Origin of the sequence: Mesorhizobium sp. B2-4-7 (assembly GCF_006442685.1) — a bacterium.
Taxonomy (GTDB): Bacteria; Pseudomonadota; Alphaproteobacteria; order Rhizobiales; family Rhizobiaceae; genus Mesorhizobium.
The window spans coordinates 52,712-78,952 of the sequence record NZ_VFVH01000012.1; the positions used below are offsets into that span (position 1 = coordinate 52,712).

Annotated in this window: 27 protein-coding genes; 14 read left to right on the top strand and 13 right to left on the bottom strand. The window is 63.4% G+C overall.

Annotated elements, in window-relative coordinates:
- Positions 1-4 precede the first annotated feature (4 nt).
- Both FJ946_RS26020 and FJ946_RS26025 read left to right on the top strand, forming a co-directional pair.
- Complete coding sequence (locus tag FJ946_RS26020; protein WP_140567084.1) at positions 5-472, top strand: GNAT family N-acetyltransferase; 468 nt, start codon at positions 5-7, stop codon at positions 470-472.
- Positions 473-474: 2 nt separating this feature from the next.
- A complete protein-coding gene (locus FJ946_RS26025; protein ID WP_140496039.1) occupies positions 475-786 on the top strand; it encodes a DUF6665 family protein in 312 nt (103 codons plus the stop codon).
- On the opposite strand, the gene FJ946_RS26030 is transcribed toward FJ946_RS26025, so the two are convergent.
- Entirely contained in the window at positions 767-1,651 is an 885-nt protein-coding gene (locus tag FJ946_RS26030; protein ID WP_140516916.1) for an alpha/beta hydrolase, read from the bottom strand. The genes FJ946_RS26025 and FJ946_RS26030 overlap by 20 nt on opposite strands.
- A 146-nt stretch (positions 1,652-1,797) precedes the next feature.
- Positions 1,798-2,142, bottom strand: coding sequence for a cupin domain-containing protein (locus tag FJ946_RS26035; protein WP_140516914.1), 345 nt, complete (start codon positions 2,140-2,142; stop codon positions 1,798-1,800).
- 311 nt (positions 2,143-2,453) lie between these two features.
- Between FJ946_RS26035 and petA the strand changes: the two genes are divergently transcribed.
- From petA to FJ946_RS26060, 5 genes are all read left to right on the top strand, one after another.
- A complete protein-coding gene (petA, locus tag FJ946_RS26040; protein WP_140496036.1) occupies positions 2,454-3,014 on the top strand; it encodes a ubiquinol-cytochrome c reductase iron-sulfur subunit in 561 nt (186 codons plus the stop codon).
- Positions 3,015-3,030: 16 nt separating this feature from the next.
- Positions 3,031-4,332 (top strand): cytochrome b N-terminal domain-containing protein, encoded by a 1,302-nt coding sequence (locus tag FJ946_RS26045; protein WP_140496035.1) that lies wholly within the window; start codon positions 3,031-3,033, stop codon positions 4,330-4,332.
- 27 nt (positions 4,333-4,359) lie between these two features.
- A complete protein-coding gene (locus FJ946_RS26050) occupies positions 4,360-5,232 on the top strand; it encodes a cytochrome c1 (RefSeq protein WP_140524913.1) in 873 nt (290 codons plus the stop codon).
- Between the two features lie 186 nt (positions 5,233-5,418).
- Positions 5,419-6,564 carry an alpha-hydroxy acid oxidase gene (locus FJ946_RS26055; protein ID WP_140567173.1) on the top strand — a complete coding sequence of 382 codons (1,146 nt, stop codon included), beginning with the start codon at positions 5,419-5,421 and terminating at the stop codon, positions 6,562-6,564.
- Between the two features lie 192 nt (positions 6,565-6,756).
- On the top strand, positions 6,757-7,302 hold the full coding sequence (locus FJ946_RS26060) for an adenine phosphoribosyltransferase (protein ID WP_140496033.1): 546 nt from the start codon (positions 6,757-6,759) through the stop codon (positions 7,300-7,302).
- Between the two features lie 45 nt (positions 7,303-7,347).
- On the opposite strand, the gene FJ946_RS26065 is transcribed toward FJ946_RS26060, so the two are convergent.
- The 4 genes from FJ946_RS26065 to FJ946_RS26080 all read right to left on the bottom strand — a co-directional run bounded on the left by FJ946_RS26065 (position 7,348) and on the right by FJ946_RS26080 (position 10,977).
- A complete protein-coding gene (locus tag FJ946_RS26065; protein WP_140567081.1) occupies positions 7,348-7,809 on the bottom strand; it encodes a MaoC family dehydratase in 462 nt (153 codons plus the stop codon).
- On the bottom strand, positions 7,806-8,276 hold the full coding sequence (locus tag FJ946_RS26070) for a MaoC family dehydratase (protein WP_140496031.1): 471 nt from the start codon (positions 8,274-8,276) through the stop codon (positions 7,806-7,808). The genes FJ946_RS26065 and FJ946_RS26070 overlap by 4 nt, the downstream gene beginning before the upstream one ends.
- A 122-nt stretch (positions 8,277-8,398) precedes the next feature.
- Positions 8,399-9,373 (bottom strand): magnesium/cobalt transporter CorA, encoded by a 975-nt coding sequence (gene corA, locus FJ946_RS26075; protein ID WP_140516906.1) that lies wholly within the window; start codon positions 9,371-9,373, stop codon positions 8,399-8,401.
- A 269-nt stretch (positions 9,374-9,642) separates the two neighbouring features.
- A complete protein-coding gene (locus FJ946_RS26080) occupies positions 9,643-10,977 on the bottom strand; it encodes a solute carrier family 23 protein (protein ID WP_140567078.1) in 1,335 nt (444 codons plus the stop codon).
- 134 nt (positions 10,978-11,111) lie between these two features.
- Between FJ946_RS26080 and guaD the strand changes: the two genes are divergently transcribed.
- The gene (gene guaD / locus FJ946_RS26085) at positions 11,112-12,476 is read left to right on the top strand and encodes a guanine deaminase (RefSeq protein WP_140567075.1); all 1,365 of its coding nucleotides are present in this window, start codon (positions 11,112-11,114) and stop codon (positions 12,474-12,476) included.
- 23 nt (positions 12,477-12,499) lie between these two features.
- On the opposite strand, the gene FJ946_RS26090 is transcribed toward guaD, so the two are convergent.
- The 5 genes from FJ946_RS26090 to FJ946_RS26110 all read right to left on the bottom strand — a co-directional run bounded on the left by FJ946_RS26090 (position 12,500) and on the right by FJ946_RS26110 (position 17,537).
- On the bottom strand, positions 12,500-13,405 hold the full coding sequence (locus tag FJ946_RS26090; RefSeq protein ID WP_140567073.1) for an EamA family transporter: 906 nt from the start codon (positions 13,403-13,405) through the stop codon (positions 12,500-12,502).
- Between the two features lie 143 nt (positions 13,406-13,548).
- Positions 13,549-14,652 (bottom strand): redox-regulated ATPase YchF, encoded by a 1,104-nt coding sequence (ychF, locus tag FJ946_RS26095; protein ID WP_140496027.1) that lies wholly within the window; start codon positions 14,650-14,652, stop codon positions 13,549-13,551.
- Between the two features lie 95 nt (positions 14,653-14,747).
- Positions 14,748-15,461: an aminoacyl-tRNA hydrolase gene (gene pth, locus FJ946_RS26100; protein ID WP_140496026.1), complete on the bottom strand. Its 714-nt coding sequence runs from the start codon at positions 15,459-15,461 to the stop codon at positions 14,748-14,750.
- A 23-nt stretch (positions 15,462-15,484) separates the two neighbouring features.
- A complete protein-coding gene (locus tag FJ946_RS26105; protein WP_140496025.1) occupies positions 15,485-16,123 on the bottom strand; it encodes a 50S ribosomal protein L25/general stress protein Ctc in 639 nt (212 codons plus the stop codon).
- Between the two features lie 379 nt (positions 16,124-16,502).
- Complete coding sequence (locus FJ946_RS26110) at positions 16,503-17,537, bottom strand: class I SAM-dependent methyltransferase (protein ID WP_140567070.1); 1,035 nt, start codon at positions 17,535-17,537, stop codon at positions 16,503-16,505.
- Positions 17,538-17,858: 321 nt separating this feature from the next.
- Here FJ946_RS26110 and FJ946_RS26115 point away from each other — a divergent pair, with 321 nt between their 5' ends.
- Entirely contained in the window at positions 17,859-19,829 is a 1,971-nt protein-coding gene (locus tag FJ946_RS26115; protein WP_140567170.1) for an EAL domain-containing protein, read from the top strand.
- A 197-nt stretch (positions 19,830-20,026) separates the two neighbouring features.
- On the opposite strand, the gene FJ946_RS30875 is transcribed toward FJ946_RS26115, so the two are convergent.
- Positions 20,027-20,179, bottom strand: a complete 153-nt coding sequence (locus tag FJ946_RS30875; RefSeq protein WP_181167704.1) for a hypothetical protein — start codon at positions 20,177-20,179, stop codon at positions 20,027-20,029.
- Between the two features lie 91 nt (positions 20,180-20,270).
- Between FJ946_RS30875 and msuE the strand changes: the two genes are divergently transcribed.
- The 5 genes from msuE to FJ946_RS26140 are packed head-to-tail and all read left to right on the top strand — an operon-like array spanning position 20,271 to position 24,916.
- Positions 20,271-20,828, top strand: a complete 558-nt coding sequence (gene msuE / locus FJ946_RS26120; protein ID WP_140524906.1) for an FMN reductase — start codon at positions 20,271-20,273, stop codon at positions 20,826-20,828.
- Between the two features lie 34 nt (positions 20,829-20,862).
- Positions 20,863-22,221: an LLM class flavin-dependent oxidoreductase gene (locus tag FJ946_RS26125; protein WP_140496022.1), complete on the top strand. Its 1,359-nt coding sequence runs from the start codon at positions 20,863-20,865 to the stop codon at positions 22,219-22,221.
- Between the two features lie 24 nt (positions 22,222-22,245).
- The gene (locus FJ946_RS26130; protein ID WP_140496422.1) at positions 22,246-23,094 is read left to right on the top strand and encodes an ABC transporter permease; all 849 of its coding nucleotides are present in this window, start codon (positions 22,246-22,248) and stop codon (positions 23,092-23,094) included.
- Between the two features lie 47 nt (positions 23,095-23,141).
- Complete coding sequence (locus FJ946_RS26135; RefSeq protein WP_140567068.1) at positions 23,142-24,140, top strand: ABC transporter substrate-binding protein; 999 nt, start codon at positions 23,142-23,144, stop codon at positions 24,138-24,140.
- A 17-nt stretch (positions 24,141-24,157) separates the two neighbouring features.
- A complete protein-coding gene (locus FJ946_RS26140) occupies positions 24,158-24,916 on the top strand; it encodes an ABC transporter ATP-binding protein (RefSeq protein WP_140496020.1) in 759 nt (252 codons plus the stop codon).
- Between the two features lie 40 nt (positions 24,917-24,956).
- On the opposite strand, the gene FJ946_RS26145 is transcribed toward FJ946_RS26140, so the two are convergent.
- Positions 24,957-26,180 (bottom strand): MFS transporter, encoded by a 1,224-nt coding sequence (locus tag FJ946_RS26145; protein ID WP_140666080.1) that lies wholly within the window; start codon positions 26,178-26,180, stop codon positions 24,957-24,959.
- Between the last annotated feature and the right edge of the window lie 61 nt (positions 26,181-26,241).

Sequence of the window (26,241 nt, forward strand, 5' to 3'; positions counted from 1 at the left end):
CGGCATGGGCGCGACGCATGAGACCGACTATCTGCTGAAACGGCTGCGGCCGACGACACCGGCCTTCGATGCGCTGATGGAAGAGAGCCGGCGGGAAGGCTACTGGATGCTGGTGCGGCTTCGCGACGGCTGGGCAGGCGGCCGCAACAAGTTCCTGAAACACGGCGAGGCACTGTTCGGAGCATGGCACGGCGGCGAACTCGCCGGCGTGTGCGGGCTGAACATCGATCCCTATTTCGAGGGCAGGAACCATGGCCGGGTCCGGCATTTGTTCGTCGGCGCGCGCCATCGGCGCACGGGCCTTGGCCGCATGCTGGTCGAGACCGTTGTCGACAGGGCACGCCACTATTTCGCCGTGCTCAACACCCGTGCGCCGCAGGAAGCCTTCGGCTTCTATGAGCGGCTTGGCTTCGCGCCGGTGGCGGGCGAAGAATTCGTCACGCACCGGATGATCTTCGAGAAAGGAGGTTGAAAATGTCCCTGCGCCCGCCGTCCCGTCTGACCAGCGCCTCGGCCGCCGAAGCCGCCTTCGACGCGCTCGGCCATGAAGTCCTCGCCGAGAAGGCGGCGGCACTCGGCCGCGCCGGACAACGCGTCGAAGAAACGCTGGCCCGGCTGCGCAACAATGGCGACGAGCAGTTGCGTCCCCGGCTGCTCAAGGAGGCGGCGGTGGCGGTGCATGGCTACTTCATCCAGCGCGAACTGTGCGGCCTTCGGAAGCACGATGCCGTCATCCGCGAATACAACATCCCGAAGGCCGTGCTGGTCAGGCTTGGCGCGATGTAAGGCTGGCGCTTGCTGCACCGATCTCTCTGTGGAATCTCGCCAGGCGGGCGGCGAGCGCCTCCGGGTTCTCATCGGCGATGAAGTGCCCGCTGTCGGCAATGATGTCGCCCTCGATATTCGAAAGCCCGGCGGCCCTGAGGCCCTCGACATAGTCGCCGACATCGCCGGACTCGGCCGAGCCCCTGAGATACAGCACCGGAATCGCTGTCGGCGTCGCGGGCCGCGCGGCATTGGCTTTGGCATCTTCGGGGAAGGCGCGATACCAATCGAAACCGGCCTGGAGGCTTTCAGGCCGGGAATAGGCTCTCGCATAGATTTCCCTGGCCTGCGCCGGGATCGATGTCCGATCCTTCGAAAGCACATTGAAGAAGAAGTCGAAATAGGTGCTTTGGTGGCCGCTCACCAGCGTTTCCGGCAGCGCCGGGACGGCATGGAAGGCAAAGTGCCAGATCCGCGGATTGCGAATGACCTCTTCCCATGGCGCGACACCCGGAACAGCGACATCCATGATCGCCGCGCCGGAAAGGATCTCGGGATGGTCGCGCAGCAGGGCGAACACGATCTGGCCGCCGACATCATGACCGGCCGCCAAGAGGTGCCGCAGCCCGCAGGCCTCGGCAACGCCTCTCATCAGCCTCGCCAGAGTTCTCTTGTCGCCGGCCTCAGGCATGCCTTGCGAGCCGCCGATGCACGGCAGGTCAGGTGCGACGACACGGTACTCGGCAGCCAGCCGGCCGATCACCCCTTCGAACGCATAGGAGCTTTGCGGCCAGCCGTGCAGCAGCAGGAATGCAGGCGCTTCAGCCGGGCCCGCCTCGCGGATCGCTATGCTAAGCCCTTCGATTTCGATGTTCGAGGTTTGCATGTCCTGACCCTGCCGGCTGCCTATGCCATAGATCTAGGCGGCGATCGGAAGACCGACAGGGCTGGATTGTTTGACCCGTTTGCGGACGGAAACCGTTTCATACTTTTCCAGGAATTGCGCTTTTCCAGGAATCACCTGGTCCTGGATCACTCCAGCCACTGGGTAATGAAAGTGCCGTTCTCGTGGATGTCGGTCGTCTCCAGCGGGCCGGGGCCGAGATTGGTGAATTTGTGCGGCGTGCCGGGCGGCACGATGACGATCTGGCCGGCGGAGGCCTCGATCTCCTCACCGCCGACCGTGAACAGGCCGATGCCCTGGCGGATGACGAAGATCTCGGCGTAGGGATGGGAATGCAGGCGCGGTCCGCCGCCGGTCTCCGGCAGGTAGTTGAAGATCAGGCAGGAGTTGGAACCGTAGGGGGCACATTGCAACTCGCCCTTCCAGCGGTCGGGGCGAACAGCCCATTCCTCGCGGTCTATGACATGCGCCATGGGGGCAGGATAGACCCCCCGAAGCCAGGTGTCGAGGCGAAGCTGGCCCCTGGATTCGCTACTGTTTCCCGGCTGTTTGGCGGTGTTTCACAGCCATTCGCCGTCTTGTCGCGCGGTGCCGGATTTCGTCCCCGCGACAATCTGCCCTTGTGCCTTCACCCGTCTGGACAAAAACGGGCTTCACGCATAAACCGAAGTCCAAATGCCGGAGGAATTCGCTAGCCTGTTCGCCATGCGCTGTCGGGTTGGCGTGAATGAGCGGGGAACAAGGCTCGCCACCGGCACGGAAGAGGCGAAAGGATCAGGCACCCGTGAGCGCAACCGACACCCAGGATCCCAACCGTCGAGATTTTCTCTACGTCGCCACCGGCATGGCCGCCGTGGTCGGCGCGGGCGCCGTCGCGTGGCCGTTCATCGACCAGATGCGCCCCGATGCCTCGACGCTGGCGCTCGCCTCGGTCGAGGTCGACGTCTCCTCGCTGACGCCGGGCATGTCGCTGATCGTCAAGTGGCGCGGCAAGCCGGTCGTGGTGCGCAACCGCACCGAAAAGGAGATGAAGGACGGCGAGGCCGTCAATCTCGCCGATCTCAAGGATCCGATCGCCCGCAACGCCAACCTGCCGGCCGACGCGCCGGCGACCGACGCCAACCGCACCACGCCCGGCAAGGAAGCCTGGATGGTGATGGTTCAGGTCTGCACGCATCTGGGCTGCATTCCGCTCGGCCAGGAAGGCGATTTCGGCGGCTGGTTCTGCCCGTGCCACGGTTCGCAATACGATACCGCCGGCCGCATCCGCAAAGGCCCGGCGCCCGAGAACATGGCTGTGCCGGTATTCAAGTTCATTTCCGATACCAAGATCCTTATCGGTTGAGGCAGGGGATATTTCGATGAGCGAGGGACACTCGACCTACACGCCCAAGACCGGTATCGAGCGCTGGTTCGATGCGCGCATGCCTCTGCCGCGGCTGATCTATGACAGCTTCGTCGCCTATCCGGTGCCGCGCAACCTCAACTATGCCTGGACCTTCGGCGGCATCCTGTCGATCATGCTGGTGGCGCAGATCCTGACCGGGATCGTGCTGGCCATGCACTACACGTCCGACACCAATCTCGCTTTCGATTCGGTCGAAAAGATCATGCGCGACGTGAATTCCGGCTGGCTGCTGCGCTACATGCATGCCAACGGCGCGTCGTTCTTCTTCGTCGCGGTCTACATCCATATCTTCCGCGGCCTCTATTACGGCTCCTACAAGGCGCCGCGCGAGCTGCTGTGGATCCTCGGCTGCATCATCTACCTCCTGATGATGGCGACCGGCTTCATGGGCTACGTGCTGCCGTGGGGCCAGATGAGTTTCTGGGGCGCCACCGTCATCACCGGCTTCTTCAGCGCCATTCCACTGGTCGGCGACTGGATCCAGCAGCTTCTGCTCGGCGGTTTCGCGGTCGACAATCCGACCCTCAATCGCTTCTTCGCGCTGCATTACCTGCTGCCGTTCATGATCGCCGGCGTGGTCGTGCTGCACATCTGGGCGCTGCACGTGGTGGGCCAGTCGAACCCGACCGGCATCGAGGTGAAGTCGAAGACCGACACCGTCGCCTTCACCCCTTACGCGACCATCAAGGACGCGTTCGGCATGATCGTGTTCCTGTTCTTCTTCGCCTATTTCGTCTTCTACCTGCCGAACTATCTCGGCCACCCCGACAACTACACGGTCGCCAACCCGCTGAAGACGCCGGCCCACATCGTTCCGGAATGGTACTTCCTGCCGTTCTACGCGATCCTGCGCGCCATTACCTTCAACATCGGGCCGATCAACTCCAAGCTCGGCGGCGTGCTGTGCATGTTCGGCGCCATCGCCATGCTGTTCCTGGTGCCGTGGCTAGACACCTCCAAGGTGCGCTCGGCGGTCTACCGGCCCTGGTACAAGCTGTTCTTCTGGCTGTTCGTGGCCGATGCCATCCTGCTTGGCTGGCTGGGCTCGCAGCCGGCGGAAGGCAGCTACGTGTTCATGGCGCAGATGGCGACGCTGTTCTACTTCGCCTTCTTCCTGATCATCATGCCGGTGCTCGGCCTGATCGAGACGCCACGCAGGCTGCCGAACTCGATCACCGAGGCGGTGCTCGAGAAGAACAAGGGCGGCAGTGGGCATCCGGCGGGCGCCACGGCCGCACCTGAGACCAAGGGCTGAGCGGTAGAGAATCTAAGGGGATTTGGCATGAAAAAGATTCTCACCTCGCTTGCGCTGATCGGCCTTGTGGCCGCCGGCCTTGGGGCTACGGGCACCTGGGCGACCGCGGCCGAAGAGGCGCACAACGCGGCGGCGCCGACGCATTTCCCGATCAACGAACCGAAGGAAATGGACTGGAGCTTCACCGGCCCGTTCGGCACCTATGACAAGGCGCAGCTGCAGCGCGGCCTCAAGGTCTACAAGGAAGTCTGCTCGGCCTGCCATTCGATGAACCTGGTGGCATTCCGTACGCTTTCGGACCTCGGCTATTCCGACGCACAGATCAAGACGCTGGCGGCCGAGTACACCATCCATGACGGCCCCAACGACGCCGGTGACATGTTCGACCGTCCCGGCAAGCCGTCCGACCATTTCCCGGCGCCGTTCGCCAATGAGGAAGCCGCGGCAGCCTCGAATGGCGGCGCAGCCCCGCCCGACATGTCGCTGCTGGCCAAGGCGCGCGGCGTGGAGCGCGGCTTTCCGCAGTTCGTCTTCGACATCTTCACCCAGTATGATGCCGGCGGCCCCGACTACATCCACTCGCTGCTGACCGGCTACGACCAGACGCCTCCGGCTGGAATGGTCATCCCGGAAGGCACGCACTACAATCCGTACTTCATGTCCGGCGTGTCGCTGAAGATGCCCAAGCCGCTTTCCGACGGCCAGGTGACTTATGACGACGGCGCGCCGCAGACCGTCGACCAGTACTCCCGCGACGTCGCCGCTTTCCTGGCGTGGGCGGCTGAGCCGCATATGGAAGCCCGTAAGAAAACCGGCTTCCGGGTGCTGGTGTTCCTGCTCCTGTTCGGCGCACTGGTCTACATGACCAAGCGCAAGGTTTGGGAAGCCGTCGCGCACTAAGCCGCGCGGCCGGAGATTAAGAAAAGGGCGCCCGCGAAGCGCCCTTTTTGCTTGCCGAAGAGGCTGGCGCGTGAGGTGATCGCTTTGTTGTCGAACAAGCCGGTTGGCAGCGCGGCAGGCGATTGCTATTCGACGCCCCGACGGCGGCGAAAGCTTTGCCGCCTATAGGGCGTTTGGGGTTCCATGATGCGGCTCAGCGACTGCCACAACTTCTCCGATTTCCGCCGCATGGCGCAGCGGCGACTGCCGGGCCCGATCTTCAACTACATCGACGGCGCGGCGGACGACGAGGTCACCTACCGACGCAACACCGAGAGCTTCGAGACCTGCGATCTCGTTCCCAACGTGCTGCGCGGGGTGAGCGAGGTCGACATGTCGGTGACCGTCATGGGCCAGAAGCTGGCAATGCCGTTCTACTGTTCGCCGACCGCCCTCCAGCGGCTGTTCCACCATCAGGGCGAACGGGCGGTCGCCAGGGCCGCTGCAAAATACGGCACCATGTTCGGCGTTTCCTCGCTCGGCACGGTCAGCCTCGAGGAAGTCCGAAAAATCAGCAGCGGCCCGCAGGTCTATCAGTTCTACTTCCATCGCGATCGCGGCCTCAACCGGGCGATGATGCAGCGGGCACGGGAGATCGGCGTCGAAGTGATGATGCTGACCGTCGACAGCATCACCGGGGGGAACCGCGAGCGTGACAAGCGCACCGGTTTTGCGATTCCCTTCAAGCTCAACATGGCGGGAATGGCGCAGTTCGCGATGAAGCCTGCCTGGGCGATCAACTATTTCACGCATGAGGCGTTCAAGCTGCCGCAGCTGGACGAGCATGTCGACATGGGCGGCGGCACGATGTCGATCAGCCGCTACTTTACCGAAATGCTCGATCCGTCGATGACGTGGGACGACGTCGCCGAGATGGTGAGGCTTTGGCCGGGACCGTTCTGCCTCAAGGGCGTCATGTCGGTGGAGGATGCCAGGCGCGCCGTCGAGATCGGCTGCAAGGGCATCGTGCTGTCGAACCATGGCGGCCGGCAGCTGGACGGTTCGCGCGCGGCTTTCGACCAGCTCGCCGAGATCGTCGATGCGGTCGGCGACCAGATCGACGTCATCATGGATGGCGGCGTGCAGCGCGGCACGCATGTGCTCAAGGCGCTGTCGCTCGGCGCCAAGGCCGTCGGCGTCGGACGCTACTATCTGTTTCCGCTAGCGGCGGCGGGCCAGCCTGGCGTCGAACGCGCACTCGAACAGATGCGCATCGAGATCGAACGCGGCATGAAGCTGATGGGGTGCAGCTCGATCGAACAGTTGACCCGCCGGAATTTGCGTTTTCGGTAGATGGCCATTGCTTCGATGCGAAAGATCGCAGCGCAGGCAGAGGCAAGCCCTTGGACCTATATGCTCCTTTCGCCGGATGCGCTTGTCTCGGCCGCCACATCGCGCTAGCCGTTGTAGGTCGCGCCGGGTTAGGATTTGGCGCTGCGCCATTTCACGCCTTTCCGCCGAAACTGGACCACCCGGAGCCGCCTCATGAAACCTTCGCTCGAAGACACGCTGCTGGCGGCCATCCGCACCATTCCGGACTATCCCAAGCCCGGCATATTGTTCCGCGACATCACCACGCTGCTTGGCAATGCGCGCGCTTTCCGCCGCGCAATCGATGAGCTGGTGCATCCCTATGCCGGCGAGAAGATCGACAAGATCGCCGGTATCGAAGCGCGCGGCTTCATCCTCGGCGGCGCCGTCGCCCATCAGCTCTCCGCCGGTTTCGTGCCGATCCGCAAGAAAGGCAAGCTGCCTTATGAGACAGTGCGCGTCGCCTACAGCCTGGAATACGGGCTGGACGAGATGGAGATGCACAAGGACGGCGTGTCGCCGGGCGAGAAAGTGATCCTGGTCGACGATCTGATCGCCACCGGCGGCACGGCGGAGGCGGCGGTGAATCTCCTGCGCCAGATCGGCGCCGATATCCTTGCCGCCTGCTTCGTCATCGACCTGCCGGATCTCGGCGGCCGCGCCAAGCTGGAAGCGCTCGGCGTGCCAGTGCGGACGCTGATCGGGTTCGAGGGGCATTGAGAGAGCAGTTCCTCCTTCTCTCCCTGGGAGAAGGAAGAGGCGCCATTACTCCACCTTGACCAGCACGGCGCTTTCGAACTCCAGTACCTTGTCGCCGGTCGAATCGAAGGCTTCCGAGCGCAAGGTCAGCACCCGCCAGCCCGGACGTGAGGCGATCGGGCGGTGGGAAAGGGCGGTGCGGGTGAAGGTCACGGTCTGCCCGGCATAGACCGGCTTCAGCCATTTCAGGTTCTTGAAGCCGGGCGAGGGGCCAAATTCGGGCGTCGGGCCAGGGCCGCTCCACTCGGCGTCCATGCGGGTTTCGAGGTTGAGTTTCATCCAGGTGGCGGCGGTATGCCAGCCGGACGCACACAGCCCGCCCAGCACGCTCTTCTTCGCGGCATCCTCATCGACGTGGAAGACCTGGGGGTCGTATTTGCGGGCGAAGGCCTTGATCGCCTCGGCTTCGAACGTATGAGAGCCCAGCGTGACGGTGGTGCCGACGCGGAAGAATTCGTCCAGCATCATGCAAGGCTCCCCGCGGCATTGCGCGTGAGGAACATGACGGAATTCTCGAGCTCGAAGACGCTTTCGCCGCGTTGGTTGACCAGCTCGCTGCGCATGGTCACGAAGCCGAGCTGCGGCTTCGATTTCGAAGGACGCTTGGCCAGGACGACGAGGCTGCCCTTGAGCGTGTCGCCGGCCAGCACCGGCTTCTTCCATTTGACCTGATCGACGCCGGGCGCGCCCTGGCAGGTCGAGTCCAGCAGGAAGGCATCGCATAGCATGCGCATGAACATGGCGCAGGTATGCCAGCCCGAGGCCGAGAGGCCGCCCAGGATGCTTGCCTTGCCGGCCTCCTCGTCGAGATGCATCGGCTGGGCATCGAATTCGCTGGCGAACTCGATGATCTCGGCCGCGCTCACCTGTTTGGTGCCGAGGTCGAACGAGGCTCCTTCGACGAAGTCCTCATAGGCCCATGTCTTTCCAGTCATGGCGTGGAATCCGGTTGCCGAACGCGCGATCCACATGGATCGGCAACCCGGATGCAGGCCGGACGGCGTTTGGTCAAGCCCTTTCTGGTGAGCCAGCCGCGGGCGCCCGGCCGGCCGTTGCGTCATAACCAGCCGCGGCGGCGGAAATACCAGAAGGGCAGGATCGCCGACAGAACCATCATGGCGATCGCGAACGGATAGCCGAGCTCCCATTTGAGCTCGGGGATAACGTCGAAATTCATGCCGTAGATCGAGGCGACCAGCGTTGGCGGCAGGAAGATGACGGCGGCGACCGAGAAGATCTTGATGATGGCGTTCTGCTCGATCGAGATCATGCCGAGCGTGGCGTCGAGCAGGAAGGAGATCTTCTGCGACAGGAAGGTGGCGTGGTCGGCAAGAGAAAGCACGTCGCGCGACAAGGTCTTGATGCGGGCGCGGACGTCCTTGCTCATCTTGGCCTGGGTCGCGACATGGGCGAGGAAGCCGGCCAGCCGCTGCAAGGAGATCAGGCTGTCGCGCACGGAGGAAGCGATGTCCTCCTTGCGGCCGATGCCCTTCAAGAGTTCCTGGAAATCACGGTTGCGCTTCGACACCTTGGTCGATCGCGCCTCGAAAATGTCGCGCGAGATCGCTTCGACGTCGCGGCCGGCGCGCTCGAGGATGTCGGCGAGCCGGTCGACGATCGCTTCCAGCAGGCCGATCAGGATGGTGTCGCCGCTGGTGCAGCCGGTCGCCACCTTCTCGGCGCGCAAAGGGAAGGTCTTGAACGCTTTCGGTTCGTGATAGCGCACGGTGACCAGCCTATTGCCGGCGAGCGCGAAGGTGACCGGCGAGATCAGGGGATCGTCGACGTCGGTCTGGGCGGGCAAGGTGGCGGTCATGAAGTAGGCGCCGTCCTCGATATAGAGGCGGCTGGAAATCTCGATCTCCTCCATCTCCTCGCGGGTCGGAATGGCGATGCCGAGCCAATTCTCGATTGTAGCCTCTTCGTCCTTGGTCGGATTGAAGAGATCGGCCCAGACGACCTTGTCGCCATTGGCCAGGAGATCGTCCGTGAGACGCAGGCGATCATTGTCCACGACGAAAGCCTTGATCATCGCCAGATCTCCTTGCCGGAAAGCGCGTTCGGATTGCTGCGTCGTATCGGATCGCACTAGCCTTCGTGCGCCGAGCCTGTGCCCGCCGCTTAGACTTGCGGCATGACAAAATCAAGACAAGCCGGACTTGGGGCCGACACCAGGGGCGCTCAGAAAAATTCGTCGAGCAGCCGGCAGCATGAAAGCTTCGACGGGTCGGGTCATCGACCGCGCTTCGGGCTTATCGAGGAGAGCAGGCCGGACCCGCGGGGGCCGGCCTGCGAATGCCCCTATCGGGCGCTCGGCAGGATCTGGTGCAGCACGATGGCCCAGACGGCGCCAAAGGCGATGGACGAGCCCAGAATGTACTGCACGATATCGGGAAGCGTCTTGACGAAATCCGGCGGCGCAAGCGTAGCAAACAGGGCCATCAGGATCGGCAGGCCGACGACCAGCATGTTCCTTTCCGTCAGCGGCGTGCCGCGCACGACGCGGAACCCGTTCATGGCGATGACGACGCAGAGCACGCCGAACACGCCGCCGATGACCGGGCCCGGGATCGAGGCGATGACCGCCGACAGTTTGCCGACCAGTCCGAACAGGACCAGGAAGATGCCTGCCGCGGCGAAGGCGGCGCGGCTGGCGATGCCGGTGATGGCGATGATGCCGGCATTCGACGAATAGCCGGTGACCGGGGTGCTGCAAAGCAGTGCGCTGACCAGGCAGCCGAGGCCTTCGCCGGTGGCGCCCCTGTCGAGCTGTTCGTTCGACAGGGGCTTGTCGATGACGGCGCCGACCGCGAACCAGGTGCCGGTGGTTTCGGCGAGGACCACGATATAGACGATGAGCATCGTGAGCGTCGCCGAGAGCGAGAACGTCACGTCAAGATTGAGGAAGGCGATGCGCGGCATCGAAAACCAGGTCGCCTCGGAGACCGCTCCCATGTTGAGTTGGCTCATGGAGGCGGCGGCCACGCAGCCGGCCACAAGTGCGATGATTACGGAGAGCAGGCGCAGCCAGGCGCCCTTTGCGCCGAGTGCCATGCCGGTCAGCATGCAGCCGACGAGCACCGCCGCCGCAACAAAGGCAAGGATGATATTGCCGCCGACGGTGGCCGTGCCGTGGACCGCGAACACGCTTTCGCGGAGTGCGACCGGCATCAGCGCGATGCCGACGACGATGATGATGGCGCCGCCGACGATGGGCGGAACAAAGCGGTCCACCAAGCGATGGAAGATTCCCGTGGGCGAACCGAGCAGCATGACCAGTATGGCGCCGGGAATGAGCGCTCCGATCACCGCGGAAAGACCGGCAATGCCGCCGCCGGCGCCGAAGGCGATAGCCAGCACCGCGCCGATCGGCACAAAAGACGGCCCCTGCACCACCGGCAGGCGCATCAGAAGCTGCGACTGGATCAGGGTGGCGATGCCCGCCGCGACGAAGGCCGACTGGATGAAGGCGCCGGCATCGCCCGCGCTGAAGGCCAGGACCGATGCGATGATGAACGGCACGATGTAAACATCCATCGCCAGCACGTGCTGGAGGCCGAGCAGGGCGGCCTTGCCCAGTGGCAGCGGATCGTCCGGCTGAGCAATCAAAGTGATTTCCGGTGCAGTGCGTTCCATGATGCCCCTCTGGAATTTCCCGGCCGATCATGGGATCAGTCGGCGCCAAAGGACAGCGGCGCAAAGGTTTGCCAACTGTTTTCTTGCGCGCCATGCAATAACGGCCACACGCGCCAGCGCAACCGGAGCGATCCATGACAAGAGAGGCCTTCACGCTGCTTGGCACCGCCTTCCACACGCCGGGGCGCGGCCGGCTGGAGGTGCTGAAGGACCATCTGTTCAGCATCGATGCACAGGGACGGATCGCGGAGATTCTCGCACCCGGCCATCCCGAATACGCGGCGAGGAAGAGCGATGCCCGCCAGGCGGGCAGCCTAGTGGAGCTCGGCGAAGGCCAGTTCCTGGTGCCCGGCCTGATCGACCTGCACATCCACGCGCCGCAATGGCCGCAAATGGGCAAGGCACTGGACGTGCCGCTCGAGGTCTGGCTGCAAAAATATACGTTTCCGCTCGAGGCGCGCTATGCCGACACCGGCTACGCCCGCGAGGTCTATGCCGACCTGGTCAACAATCTTCTCGCCAACGGCACCACCACGGCGCTCTATTTTGCCACCGTCCATGTCGAGGCCAGCTTGGCGCTTGCCGAGATATGCCTCGAAAAGGGCCAGCGCGCTTTGGTCGGCAAGGTGGCGATGGACGATCCCGAGCAGTGCCCGTCTTTCTATCGCGATGCCGACGCGGCAAGCGCCATTTCCAACACCAGACGCTTCATCGAGGCGGTCAGATCGTTGGATACCGGCGAAAGACCGCTGGTCCGGCCGGTGATCACGCCGCGCTTCATCCCAAGCTGCACGGATGCGGCGCTGCAAGGCCTGGGCGAACTCGCTTCCGAGTTCGGCTGCCACGTGCAGACGCATTGCTCGGAGAGCGATTGGGCGAAAGAATTCGTCGAGACGCGCTTCGGCCGCACCGACGCGGCAAGCTTCGACGGTTTCGGCCTGCTGACGCGCCACACCATTCTGGCGCATTCAAACTTCATCGACGGGCAGGATATGGACCTCATCAAGGGGAAGGGGGCTGGCGTCGCGCATTGCCCGCTGTCCAATTTCTATTTCGCCAATGCGGTGTTTCCGCTGCGCGACGCGCTTGACCGGCACATGCATGTCGGGCTCGGGACGGACATTTCCGGCGGCTACAGCCCGTCGCTCTTCGACGGCTGCCGGCATGCGCTGTCAGCCTCGAGGACGCTGCAGAGCGGTGTCCATGCCGGCCTGGACGCAGCGCAGCGCGGCGCGCCCGGCGCGCCGATCACGCATCAGGAGGCGTTCTGGCTGGCCACCGCCGGCGGTGCCGAAGCGCTCGACCTGCCGACGGGCAGCTTTCGCGTCGGCCATGAATTCGACGCGCTGCTGATCGACACGACGGCGAAGGCCTCGAACATTCATGTCAGCATGGCGGACGACACGCTCGACGATGTCTTCCAGAAGATCGTGCTCAACGCGGCACGCGCCAACATCGCCACGGTGTGGGTGAGCGGAAGGACGGTGGCCGGGCAGTAGCCACGTAGCAGTCGCAGATCGGGCTATGCGCGCGATGGTTCCTCGGCAAGAGGTTGTTTTTGCGCCTTCAGCAACATGTCCTTGGCGGCGATCACCGCGCCGACCGTGATCAGGACGCAAGCGAGCGCAACAGACCAGTGGAAGACGCCGAATCCGGCCAGCAGCAGCACGATCACCGAGAACAGCGGCGCGGCATAGGAAAGCGCGCCCAGGATCATGATGTCTCCATACTTGCAGCCATAGTCCCATGCGTAGAAGCCGGCGCCGAGCGGTATCACGCCTAGAATGACGACAGCGCTCCATTGCGTCATCGTCTGCGGCCAGACCGTGATCTCGAGCGCGAGATGGAGAGTGAAGGCGACGGCCGCGGTGATCAGGCAGTACACCGCCACCACATCGGTCGGCACCTGGCCGAAACGGCGCGACAGGACGGAATAACCGGACCAGACGAAGGCGCAGAACAGGGCAATGACGTGGCCCGGCTTCACGCCGTCGGCAAGGCCCACGCTGCCGCCTTTGGTGATGACGACGATGGCACCCGCCAGGCCGAGCATCACACCGGCTATGTGGTGAGACCTCAGCCGCTCTCCCGGCAGGAAAGCGGCGAAGACGACGATCAGCAATGGCCAGAGATAAGCAATCAGGCTCACCTCGACCGGCGGGGCGGACTGGATGGCGAAAAAGTACGCGCAGTGATAGATGCACAGCCCTGCCGTGCCGATTGCCCAGACCTGCCATGGCTGCCGCAGCGACTTGAGCGCCGACGGGCGGACAATCCAGCTGGCCGCCCCGACTGAGCCTCCCAGCAGAAACGTCATTGCCGCCAATTGAAAGGGCGGGATCGGCCCCGCGGCGGTCGAAAGCAGCGCGAGGAACGACCAGGTCAGAATGGCCGAGAAACCGATCAGGGTCGGGATGGTCCTTTTCATATGGTCCCCTTCCGCGTTCACTGAGCCAATAGCGGAAAGGCCTAGCGAGGGCAGCCCGTGCACGGCCTTACCCTGTCGGGAATGCGACCCGGCCTGGTCTGTTCACGCTCCGGTCTGTGGTCCCTGCGGAGATGACCGAAGGATCACGTATTAAACTTGAACAGCATGATGTCGCCGTCCTGGACGACATACTCCTTGCCTTCGTCGCGCGCCTTGCCGGCTTCCTTGGCCGCTACTTCGCCGCCCAGCGTGACGAAATCATTGTAGGCGATGGTCTGGGCGCGGATGAAGCCGCGCTCGAAATCGGTGTGGATGACGCCGGCGGCCTGCGGCGCCTTGGCGCCCTTGTGCACAGTCCAGGCGCGCGTCTCCTTCGGCCCGACGGTGAAATAGGTGATGAGCTGCAACAATTCGTAGCCGGCGCGGATCACCTTGTTCAGGCCGGGCTCGTCGAGGCCGAGCGAGGACAGGAATTCCATCTCTTCCTCGTCGGAGAGCTGCGCAACCTCGGCTTCGATCGCGGCCGAAATAACGACGGTGCGTGCGCCCTGCGCGGCGGCCATCTGCTCCACGGCCCTGGTGTGCTCGTTGCCGGTGGCCGCGTCAGCCTCGGCGACGTTGCAGACGTAGAGCACGGGATGCGAGGTCAGAAGGTTCAAGCCTTGCAGAATGCGCAGGTCTTCCGCCGAGATGCCGTTGAGCAGGATGCGGGTCGGCTTGCCTGCCTGCAGAAGCTCAAGCGCTGCCTCCATCATCGGCAGCACGGTCAAGGCTTCCTTGTCCTTGCCGGACGCGCGCTTGCGGAATTGCGCGATGCGGCGTTCGAGGCTCTCGAGGTCGGCGAGCATCAGCTCGGTCTCGACCGTCTCGGCGTCGGCGACCGGGTCGATGCGGCCCTCGACATGGGTGATGTCGTCATCCTCGAAGCAGCGCAGCACATGCACGATGGCATCGACCTCGCGGATGTTGGCGAGGAACTGGTTGCCCAGGCCTTCGCCCTTCGAGGCGCCGCGCACCAGGCCGGCGATGTCGACAAAGGAGATGCGGGTCGGGATGATCTCCTTCGACTTGCCGATCGCGGCGATCTTCTGCAGGCGCGGATCGGGCACCGCCACCTCGCCGGTGTTCGGTTCGATGGTGCAGAACGGGTAGTTGGCGGCCTGCGCGGCGGCCGTCCTCGTCAGCGCGTTGAAAAGCGTCGACTTGCCGACATTGGGCAAGCCAACGATGCCGCATTTGAAACCCATTTTGTCCGGTCCTATCGGGAATTTGAGATTTGGTGAGGGCTATGGGCGATAGGGGTGATGAACGTCAAGCCCTGTAACGCCGTATGGACCCGAGCTCAGTCCTTGTTGCCGAACAGCTTCTTCAGCATGGCGGCCATCGGGCCGCTCTCCGGCAGCTTGGCGGGCGCCTGTTGCGGCCGTGCCTGGCGGATGTGGCTTTGCTGCTTGGGCGCCGGCTTTTCCGGTTCCACGCCGGCCTTGCCCTGAAGGGCGAGGGCGGCCTTGTTCATGAAGCCGGATTCGTCGCCCTTGACGATCATCGCCGCGTTGTCGGCGACCGCGTCGAGCAGCGGGTCCAGCCAGTCGCGGTCGGTCTTGCCGAAATCGCCGAGTACATGATGCTGCACCATCTCCTTGACGCCGGGATGGCCGACACCGATGCGCACACGCCGATACGCGTTGCCGACATGGCCGTCGATCGAGCGGATGCCGTTGTGGCCGCCGGCGCCGCCGCCGGTCTTGATGCGCAGCTTACCTTCGGCAAGGTCGATCTCGTCGTAGAAGACGGTCAGCGCCCCGGGGCCGAGCTTGTAGAAGCGCAGCGCTTCGCCGACCGACTGGCCGGACAGGTTCATGAAGGTCTGCGGCTTGATCAGGATGATCTTTTCACCGCCGAGCGTGCCCTCGGCGATCAATCCCTGGAATTTCTTAGACCAGGGCGAAAAGGAGTGGCGGCGGGCGATCGCGTCCACCGCCATGAAGCCGACATTGTGCCGGTTGGCGGCATATTTCGCGCCCGGATTGCCGAGGCCTGCAAAGACAAGCGGCATCGTCAGCTCCGGGCGTGAAAAAGTTACTTCTCTTCGGCGGCGGGAGCCGCCTCAGGTGCAGCCTCGACCGTCTCTTCCGTCTCCGGCTTCATCGCCGACGAACCGGCGACGGTCGCGATGGTGAAGTCGCGGTCGGAGATGACGGGCTTGACGCCGGCCGGCAGCTTGACCGACGAGATATGGATCGAATCGCCTATGTCGGCGCCGGTGAGATCGACGGTAATGAATTCCGGGATCGCATTGGCCGGGCAGTGGAACTCGACCTCGTGACGCACGATGTTGAGCACGCCGCCGCGCTTGATGCCGGGCGACTTGTCCTCGTTGATGAAGTGGACAGGCACGTCGACATTGACCTCGGTGTCCTTGCCGATGCGCAAGAAGTCGACATGGACAGGGAAATCCTTGACGGGGTCGAGTTGGAAGTCCTTCGGCAGGACCTGGATCTTCTTGCCGTCGACATCGATCGTGGCGATCGTGGTCAGGAACCCGCCGCCGTGGATCTTGTAGTAGATGTCCTTGTAGGTGAGAGCGATCGCCAGGGGAGGCTGCTTGTCACCGTAAATTACTGCAGGCACTTTACCGTTGCGGCGAACTGCACGGGCGGACCCCTTACCGACCTGTTCGCGCGCTTCGGCCTTGAGCTCGTAAGTATCGTGGCTCATGGCACTTCCTTTCGCGTTGTTCTGGAGCGTTTGCGGTTGGCAATGGGCCTGGACCGTAAACGTCGAAAGCCGCCGGGTGAGGCGGCCTTCCGCCGCGTTGCCTCCAAGGGTGTCTACGCGGGTGGCGGCTCTATAGCGGAAGGCGGCCGGAGGTGCAAGCCAAAGGCAGTCATCCAAAGGCAACGGTCCAGGACGGGACGCCTCGCCCGGCCGAAAGCGCTCGAGGCTTCACGCCGGCGCCGGTCCAAGGTTGTCACTGGAGCGGTTCAGCGTCGATAGGATCGCCGACCCGCTCCAGTTCTTTGTCTTAGGCAATTGCCCGGGAAGGCGCTACGCACTTTCTCCGGGAAAACCGCTGCACATTTTTCCTGGAATTGCCCTATCCGCGCTTTTCGATGACGCCATACAGCACGTTGCGGTTTTCGCCAAAGAACACCTGCGCCTCGACGGTGTTGCGGTCGACGCTGGCATTGATGATGTTCCACATGTCGGCCTCGGAGCGCAGCAGCAGCACCCAGTCCATGAACGTTTCCCGATAGCCGGCGTCGGGATTGCCCTCGGCGTAGTTGGCAAAAAGGAACCTGCCGTTCGGCTTGAGCATCTGCAGGCAAGTCTTCGTGAGTTTCACGGCGACGTTGTGCTGGAGGTAGTCGTAAAGGCCGGAGGCGTAGATGAGGTCGAACTTGCCCAGCTTGTGGCCCCTGGTGAGCACGGTCCGCACCGAGCCGTCGACGGCCTCGACCGCGGTGCCCTGGAAGTCTCGCGCGATCAATCCAACGCTCTGGGGATCCTGATCGAGCGCAACCCAACGCTTGAGGCGGCCCTCAGCCAAGGCGGTCGAACGATTGGCCTCGCGCAGATGACCGGCGGCGATCGCCAGGACCTCGGCTTGCGGTCCGCTCTTGTCCGCCGTCTCGTCGACATACCGGGTCAAGAGATCGCGCCGTTCCCGCGCCGCCACGCAGGACGGTACGTCCTTGGTATGGCTGTAAAGTGCCTTCCCTGTGTCCGAGGCACCGGCCACGCTTTCGGCCACGTGCGGATCACAATAGATGTAGTCAAGCAACTGCGCGTCGCCGGAATAGCCCCTGGGCTTGGTGAATGACCACCGGGTGAGCGGGTCCTGGAGAAAGTAGTCAAGGATCGGATGGTTTTGCGCCACCGGTATCAACGACTGCCAAACGTCGGGGTGAACCTTGGCCCGCAGGGCGTTGAGATAGGACAGCAGGCGACGAACGATCTCGGCAGGGTCTTTCTCTTCCTCGACCTGCTGGTGTGTCGCGTGGAGAATGAGCGCGAGTTCCGCGCGGGCGGTTTCGAACGCCTCGCCGTGATGCTCGGGCTTTCTTCGAGGAAAACTGCCGGCAATCATCTCGGCAGTAATCAGGCTTTTGCCATCAAAGACACTTTGCACTCGAGCACTCCATAGTTAACAGTCAGTTAACTTATTGCGTACAATGCTCGATTTGCCAATGTCGTCCCGAACGCATTTTAACGGTATGCTTAATTTCCCGCCAACCATGTTCGCGCGTTAAAACCCGCCGCATTGGATTCCCGGCCCGAATTAACCGAAATTTGTTTCGCGCCGTTGCATTGTCGTGTGAGGTGCGCAGTCGCCGTCGCGTCCAGGGAGTTGGCCCGCGTGGGGGCAGAAGCCAAAAAAGAACTTGGAACGCAAAATCCCCTTCAACCAGGATTTGTCGAGAGCGAACGCGTGTCATCCAGACTGGCCGACATGGCGCATGTAGAGCCGTACGAAGCCCGCTACGAGCCGGGGTCCGACGAGCTCCGCGTCCTTTACCGGAGGGAAGCCCAGGCGAAGCGAAGACTGGAAGCCCGGCCTGGGCTTTGGATCGCCGTGGCCATCTATCTCCTGTTTTCGGCAACGGATCTGCTGCTGATCCCGGACGCGGCGGCCTATACGATCATGGCGCGCTTCGCCGTCGGCGTGACCGCGCTGTCGATCCTGGAGGCGCAACTTCGCCGGGGAGTGGCCACGGAATGGCTCGACGTGACTTGCGCCGGGGCCATCATTTTCGGCTACATCGGCTGGTTGTTCCCGGCCTTTATGAGCGCGGACAAGGAAAGCGTCGCCTACTATATGGTATTCGGCACCATTTTCATGATGAGTGCAAATCTATTCTTTACATTCAGTTTCAATCTATCGATCGTGACATCAACCATCATCATGTGTGTCTTGTATGCCGTGAATTACTTTGTGCCTGCCACGGTAACATACAAGATGGTATTTGGCGCCTTCTACGTTTCGTGTTTCACATTCACGTCCTATGTGAACTGGAAGCTGAACGAGGAGCGTTACAACGTCTTCCTGAACGCGCTGGAAGCCAAAATCCAGCACAGGGAAGCCACCGAACGCGGCAAGGCCCTGCTGCGGCTGTCGCGGACCGATCCGCTTACGGGTCTGGAGAATCGACGGGCGATCGATGAAAAGCTCAGGGACTACTGGGGGGAGTGGCAAAGGGTCGGTACCAGTTTCGTGGCGATGCTCATCGACGTGGACTTCTTCAAGAAGTTCAATGACTGCTACGGCCACCAGGAAGGCGACCGTTGCCTTATCCATGTCGCCAATGCCCTCCGGGATATGATCAGGGAATACAATGGCTCGATCGGCCGCTACGGCGGTGAAGAATTCATCGTCCTGGCCCGCATGGAGAACAAGGATCAGATCATAGATATCGCGGAAGCCATTTGCCGCACCGTCGAGAACCTGGCGCTTACCCACGAATTGCGGCGCGACGGTATCTCGGTTGTGACGGTAAGCGTTGGCGCTGCATTCACCAGGACGCAGACCGGTGCCAAGCTGGAGAAGATCATCCACGAGGCCGATCGCGCACTCTATCTGGCAAAGGCAGGCGGTCGAAACTGTGCCCGGCTGTTCGACCCAACCGATCCCCAGAGCAGCGACGAGAGCGAGAATATTGCGGCTTTGCTGAAGATCGCGATCGGCCAGGATCTCGTTTCACTCGTTTATCAACCTATCCAGGATGTCGCGACGGACCGGGTTGAAGCGGTGGAGGCCCTGATGCGCCTCAAAATGCTGGACGGCACATCGGTTCCGCCGAGCCTGTTCATTCCCGTAGCGGAGCGAACCGGCGCCATCCTGGAACTCGGGCGCTGGGCCATCAGGACTGTTTGCGCCGAGCTCCTGGCGCACGATCATGTGCGCGTGGTCAGCGTCAACGTCTCTCCGATCCAGCTCAAGACGCCCGGCTTCGCGGCGTCGGTCGCGACCATCCTGGGCGAGACCGGCGTCACCGGCAACAGGCTGGCCTTCGAGATCACCGAGGGGCTGGAGATGGAGATGCATTCGGACATTCTTCGCTGCATCAGCGACCTGAAGCTGCTGGGGATCAAGATCTGGCTTGATGATTTCGGCACCGGCTTCGCTGGCCTCTCGTGGCTTCGCCTGATCGATTTCGATACGGTGAAGATCGACCGCTCCTTCCTTCACGACTGCGCCACCCCGAACGGCAAGGCAATGCTCCAGGACATTGTCGCCCTGGTCCGAAACCGCGGCCACAAAATCCTGGTCGAAGGGGTGGAAACGGACGAGCAGATGGCTCTCATGCGCGAATTCGGCATCGACAAGGTCCAGGGTTTTCATGTCGGCCGTCCCGCTCCGGCCGGGAGTTTCCAGGTTAAACGGACCGTCAAGCGCCCATTCACCGTGCTGAAATCCGCCTGATCAGTCTTGGCTCAGGTCCCGCCGACCCGCACGGCGGGTCGTCGATTTGATCCTCGCCCCGCACAATTCACCGTCGGAACGGCTGCCAGGCGCGGGTGTGGCCAACGATCGCTCGTCAACGCCGCGCACAGCGCCTGGATCTCTCGGTTCAGGCATCGAGTTCGGCCAGCGTCATGCCCGAGCGTTCGGTCGGGGTCTCATTCGGGCGTTGCAGTGGACGGGCAGCTTGCGGCGGCGGTCGGGTCGACCTGGATCTGTCGCTCGTCGGCCTGGCGTCCGAGAATGGCGACGCCCTTGGCCGAAACCGCGCATCTGCCGAACCACTGAAGGGCGCCGCGGCGCAAACTCAATCTCTCTATTCCGCCAGTTTTGAAATCTTCTCGCTCATTTAATTCTACAAAATCGGTAGTCTTAATGAATAAGGACCGCGAGGAGAGCCCGATGACGAACAAGCTGGTGGTGGGAATATCCGGCAACCTGACCCGCCCATCGAAGACCAAGGCCTTTATCAGCCATATCGCCGGCGAGGCGGCGAACCGCATCGGGGCGACCTCGGCTATATACGACATTGAAAATCTCGGTCCGTCGCTGCCGGCGGCAAGGCGCCTCGGCGATCTCGATCCTGCGGCCCGCGCCATCATCGAACAACTGGTCGGCGCCGACGTGCTGGTCGCGGGGTCGCCGACCTTCAAAGGCAGCTATACCGGGCTCTTCAAGCATTTGTTCGATCTGCTCGATCCGTCGTCGCTGCGCGGAAAACCGGTCATCCTTGCCGCGACGGGGGGCGGCGAACGCCACTCGCTGATCGTCGAACATCAGCTGCGGCCGCTGTTCGGTTTTTTCGAGGCGCTGACCGTGCCGACCGCGATCTACGCATCGGACAGGGATTTCGCCGACGGCGTCCTGGTGTCGGAGGCCATCCATGCCCGCGCCCGGCAGGCGGTTGCCGAGGTTTCCCGCGTCGTCGGGACGGCACGCAGCGTCGGCCTCGCCGCCTGAACTCCAAATGGTTTTCGAACAAAGGGACCCAGCCATGACCATCAAATCAAGACAGATCAAGCTCGGCGCCTTTCTACCCGGTGGCGGCCAGCATGTCGCCGCCTGGCGCCATCCCGACGCTCCGGCCGACGGCGCGACCAATTTCGAGTTTCACAAGCAGCTCGCGCTGACTGCCGAACGCGGCCTGTTCGATGCCTATTTCCTCGCCGACAACCTGACGGTCGGGCTTGGCGCCCGCGAAGGCGGCAACGCCAAGATCGCGGGCTTCGAACCGGTGACGTTGTTTGCGGCGCTGGCGCCGCTGACGACGCATCTCGGATTCATCGCCACGGCATCGACCACCTATGAGGAGCCCTACACGCTTGCCCGAAAATTCGCCTCGCTCGACCTCTTGTCGAATGGCCGGGCCGGCTGGAACGTCGTCACCTCGGCGGGCGACGACACGGCGCGCAACTTCAACCGCGACATCCAGCCCAACCATGCCGAGCGCTACGCACGAGCGCATGAGCATGTCGAGACGGTCAAGGCGCTGTGGGACAGCTGGGAGGACGACGCCTTTATCCGCGACAAGAAAACGGGCCGCTTCTACGACAAGGACAAGCTTCACGACATCGACCACAAGGGTGAGCATTTCAGTGTCAAAGGGCCGCTCAATGTGCCCCGCCCGGTGCAGGGCCACCCCGTGGTCGTGCAGGCGGGCCAGTCCGAGGATGGGCGCAAGCTCGCGGCGGCCTCGGCCGAGGTCATCTTCACCGCGCATCAGAACCTTGCCTCCGCGCAGGAATTCTATCGCGACATCAAGGCCCGCGTGGCGGCGGCCGGCCGAGATCCCGAACAGGTGCTGATCATGCCCGGCGTGGCGCCCTTTGTCGGCCGCACCGAAGAAGAGGCGCGAACCAAGTATCAGCAATTGAACGACCTGATCCTGCCCGAGGACGGCGTCGCACTGCTCAACGGGCTTGCCGGACAAACGCTCGATCTCAGGGGCTATCCGCTCGACGGACCGCTGCCGCCGAGCCGCGAAACCGAAGGCATGAAGAGCCGCCAGGCGCTGATCCGCCAGATCGCCGACGAGCACAACTTCTCCATCCGCCAGCTCTATCAATGGGTCGCGACCGCACGAGGCCACTACACCGTGATCGGCAGCGCCACCCAGGTCGCGGACCAACTGGAGGAATGGTTCAGCAACGAAGCCGCCGACGGGTTCAACATCCTGCCGCCATGGCTGCCCGGCGCGCTGGACGATTTCGTCGACCTGGTGGTCCCCGAATTACAGCGGCGCGGCCTGTTTCGTACTGCTTACGAGGGCAGGACGCTGCGCGAGAATCTTGGCCTCAAGCGGCCGCAGAACCCCTGGACGGTTGCCCGTTCGACCGTGCTCGCCGCCGAATGATGCGTTGAAGCGAAAGGCATGACGATGACTTTGCAGCACATTGAACGGCCGACCGGCATCGGCGCGCATGAAAACGGCAACGGGCTCGGCGCCGATATTCTGAGCCTGGCTGGCCGAACCCTCACGCGTCTGCTGTCGCGCTATGGCGTGCTTTTGGGGTTCCTGGCGCTCTGGCAGGCGGCGGCGAGTGGCGGCTGGGTCAATGCCGCGGTATTGCCGCCGATCGACATGATCGTCGTAGCGCTCTGGAAGGGCCTCGCCGGGGGCAGCCTGCTCGGCGACATCGCCATCAGCCTGCAGCGCGCCGGCCTCGCCTTCGCCGCGGCGGCTACGGTCGCCATCCCGCTCGGCCTCGTCATGGGTCAGACCCGCAGCGTCGAGACGGCGCTCGATCCGATCCTGCAACTGTTCCGGCAGACCTCGGCACTGGCGCTCTATCCCGTCTTCATCCTGCTCCTGGGTCTGGGTGAGGCCTCCAAAGTGTTCGTCATCTTCTGGGCGACGCTGTTTCCGCTGCTGCTCAACACGATCAGCGGCGTCAAGGAGGTCGATCCGAAGCTGCTCGAAATGGCGCGCGTCTACGGCGCCCGGCGGCTGACCATATTCCGGCGCGTCGTGCTGCCGGGCGCCGTGCCTTCGATCTTCGTCGGGTTGAGGCTCGGCGCGACCACCGCGCTGCTGCTGCTGATTGCCTCGGAAATGATCGGCGCCAACAAAGGCATCGGCTTCCAGGTGATGAACGCGCAGTACAATTTCCAGATCCCGCTGATGTTCGCGTCGATCGTCATCCTGGCCGCGCTCGGCCTGATCGCGAACCAGGTGCTGGTCAGCCTGCAGCGGCGGCTTTGCCGCTGGAGCAGTTCCGCCGGCTGAACAGCCGCCCCCATCATCGTCATTTTTGAAAAGTGAAAGGCCGGATCATGACCATCACACGCCGCTCGCTGCTTCTGCGCGCCCCTCTTGCCGCCGGCATCATCGCCGTCGGGCTACCATCGATCGCGCGCTCGCAGGCCGCTTCCGTCAAGATACGCTATCTCGCCAGCCGCGGCAGCATCTCGCCGCATGAGCTTGCCGACCAACTCGGCTACTTCAAGGGCCTCGGCATCGAGCTCGAGAATGTCGGCTATGCCGGCGGCGGCCCGGAATCGCTGTTTGCGCTCGCCTCCGGCAGCGTCGACCTGGGTTCGGCCGCCACGCCGGCCGTGATCAACTCGATCGCCGGCGGCAACGACTTCGTCGCCGCCTATCCGAGCGACGGCATCAACAGCCAGGTCAAAAGTGTTTTCTATGTGCTGGAGGACAGCCCGATCAGGTCGATCGCGGACGTCGCCGGCAAGACGATCTCGGTCAACACGCTCGGCGCCCATCTCGACTACGCGGTGCGTGAAGCGCTGCACAGCGTCGGCCTGCCGCCGGACGCCGCCAAGCTCGTCGTGGTGCCCGGGCCGCAACTCGAGCAGACGTTGCGCTCGCATCAGGTCGATGTCGCCGGGCTCGGCTACTGGCAGGCGACTTTCGCCGGTGCCCTGGTGGCCAATGGCGGTGTGCGCGGCGTGTTCAACGACGCCGACGTGCTGGGCGAGATCGCGGGCGGCTTCATCGTGCTGCGGCGGGATTTCATCGCCGCCAATCGCGACGCCGCCAAGAACTTCGTCGAACAGTCCGCGCGTGCGGCCGACTGGTCGCGGCAGAATCCCGACGAGGCCCGCAAGGTGCTGGCCGAAATCCTCGACAAACGCGGCGAGAACGGCGAACTGGCGCGCTACTGGACGGGTTTCGGTCTGCGCGAAAAGGCGGTGGCGACCGACCGCGACATCGACTTCTGGGTGGCTGTGCTCGAGCGCGACGGCCGCCTGCCGAGAGGCAAACTCAAGGCTGCCGACATCCTCTACCGGCCAGGCGAAAGCAAGACCAATTGAGCAAGGAGGCACCCAGCATGGCCACAGCACGCGGCGAGGTCACGATCCGCGACCTGTCGAAGTCCTTTGCACTCGGCGGGCGCTCGCTCGCCGTGCTGCGTTCGCTCAATCTCGACATCCGCTCCGGCGAGTGTCTGGTCATTGTCGGCGCCAGCGGATCGGGCAAGACGACATTGCTGCGCATCCTTGCCGGGTTGGAAACCGCCGACGAAGGCGCCGTTGCGATCGATGGCAAGCAAATAAAAGGCGTCGGCGCGGAGCGGGCGGTGATCTTCCAGGAACCGCGCTTGCTGCCCTGGCTGAGCGTGCTTGGCAACGTCGCCTTCGGCCTCGAAGTTCGCGGCGTGCCCAAGGTGCAGGCCGAGCGGAGGGCGCGCTTCTACATAGCGCTGGTCGGTCTTGCCGAGTTCAGCGATGCCTACCCGCGGCAGCTTTCGGGCGGCATGGCGCAACGCGTCGGCATCGCCCGGGCGCTGACGGTGCAGCCCGAAATTCTGCTGCTCGATGAGCCGCTCGGCGCCCTCGACGCCATGACCAAGATCTCCATGCAGGAGGAACTGGCGCGCATCTGGAGCGAGGAAAACGTCACCATGGTCATGGTCACCCACGATCTGGAGGAGGCGATCTATCTCGCCGACAGAGTGCTGATCCTGCCCAAGGAGAAAGGCGGCGCGGCGCGTCTGATCACCGTCGACCTGCCGCGCCCCCGTGATCGCAGCGAAAGCCGCTTCGTGCGCCACCGTGAGGAGTTGCTGCGCGAATTCGGCCTGCACTGAGGCCTCGACGCGCTCGCACGTGTCGAGGCGCTTTCCCAGGTTAGGCCTTCCGTGCTTCCTTCATATTGGGCAGGAACACCGTCAACAGGCCCAGGAACGGCAAATACGAACAGATCTGGAAGACGAAGTCGATGCCCTTCATGTCAGCGACGATACCGAGCACGGCGGCGGCGATACCGCCGACGCCGAAGGCGAAGCCGAAGAAGATGCCGGCGATCATGCCGACGCGGCCCGGCACCAGTTCCTGCGCAAAGACGACGATGTTGGAGAAGGCCGACGACAGGATCAGGCCGATCAGCACCGTCAGCACCATCGTCCATTCCATGTTGGCGTAAGGCAGCGCCAGCGTGAAGGGCAGCACGCCGACGATGGAAAACCAGATCATCGCCTTCTGTCCGTAGCGGTCGCCGAACGGGCCGCCGAGCAGGATGCCCAGCGCCGAGGCGCCGAGGAAGAGGAACAGCATGACCTGCGACATCTGCACCGAAACGCCGAACTTATGGATGGCGTAGAAGGTGTAGTAGCTGGATAGGCTGGCGATGTAGGCGTTCTTGGTCAGCACCAGCAGCGTCAGCACGGCCAGGGCCCCCATCACCTTGCGGCGCGGGAAGGGCGAGACGAAACTGGACGTCTTGCGGTTCGCCTGTGTGGCGCGCAAGCGGCTGTACCAGCCGCCGACCTGCCACAACACGACGATGCCGATAAGCGAGCCGACGGCGAACCATGAAATGCTGGTCTGGCCGAAAGGCACGACGATAAATGCCGCCAGCAGCGGTCCCATGGACTGGCCGAAATTGCCACCGACCTGGAACAGCGACTGCGCCAGGCCGAAGCGGCCGCCTGAGGCGAAGCGGGCGATGCGCGAGGATTCCGGATGGAAGATCGCCGAGCCGATGCCGATCAGCGAAGCGCCGATCAGGAGCAGCGTGTAGTGGCCGGCATAGGCAAGCACGATCAGGCCGATCAGCGAAGAGGCCATGCCGTAGGGCAGGGAATAGGGCATTGGCCGCTTGTCGGTGATCATGCCGATCACCGGCTGCAGCAACGACGCAGTCACCTGGAAGGTGAAGGTCAGAAGGCCGATCTGCCAGAAATCGAGGCCGTAATTCTCCTTCAACAGGGGATAGATGGCCGATAGCAGCGACTGCATGATGTCGTTGATGCAATGGCAAAAACTCACCGCCAGGATGACGGTGAAGGCCGTCGCCTGGGCTGAAGCATGGCTGGCGGTCGCGGGAGGGGCGACGGCTGTCGTATCGGTCAAGGCAGGCTCCGTAGTCTTTTTGGCGGGCATACCCGCGGGCAAGCTGGCGGACGCTCCTGCG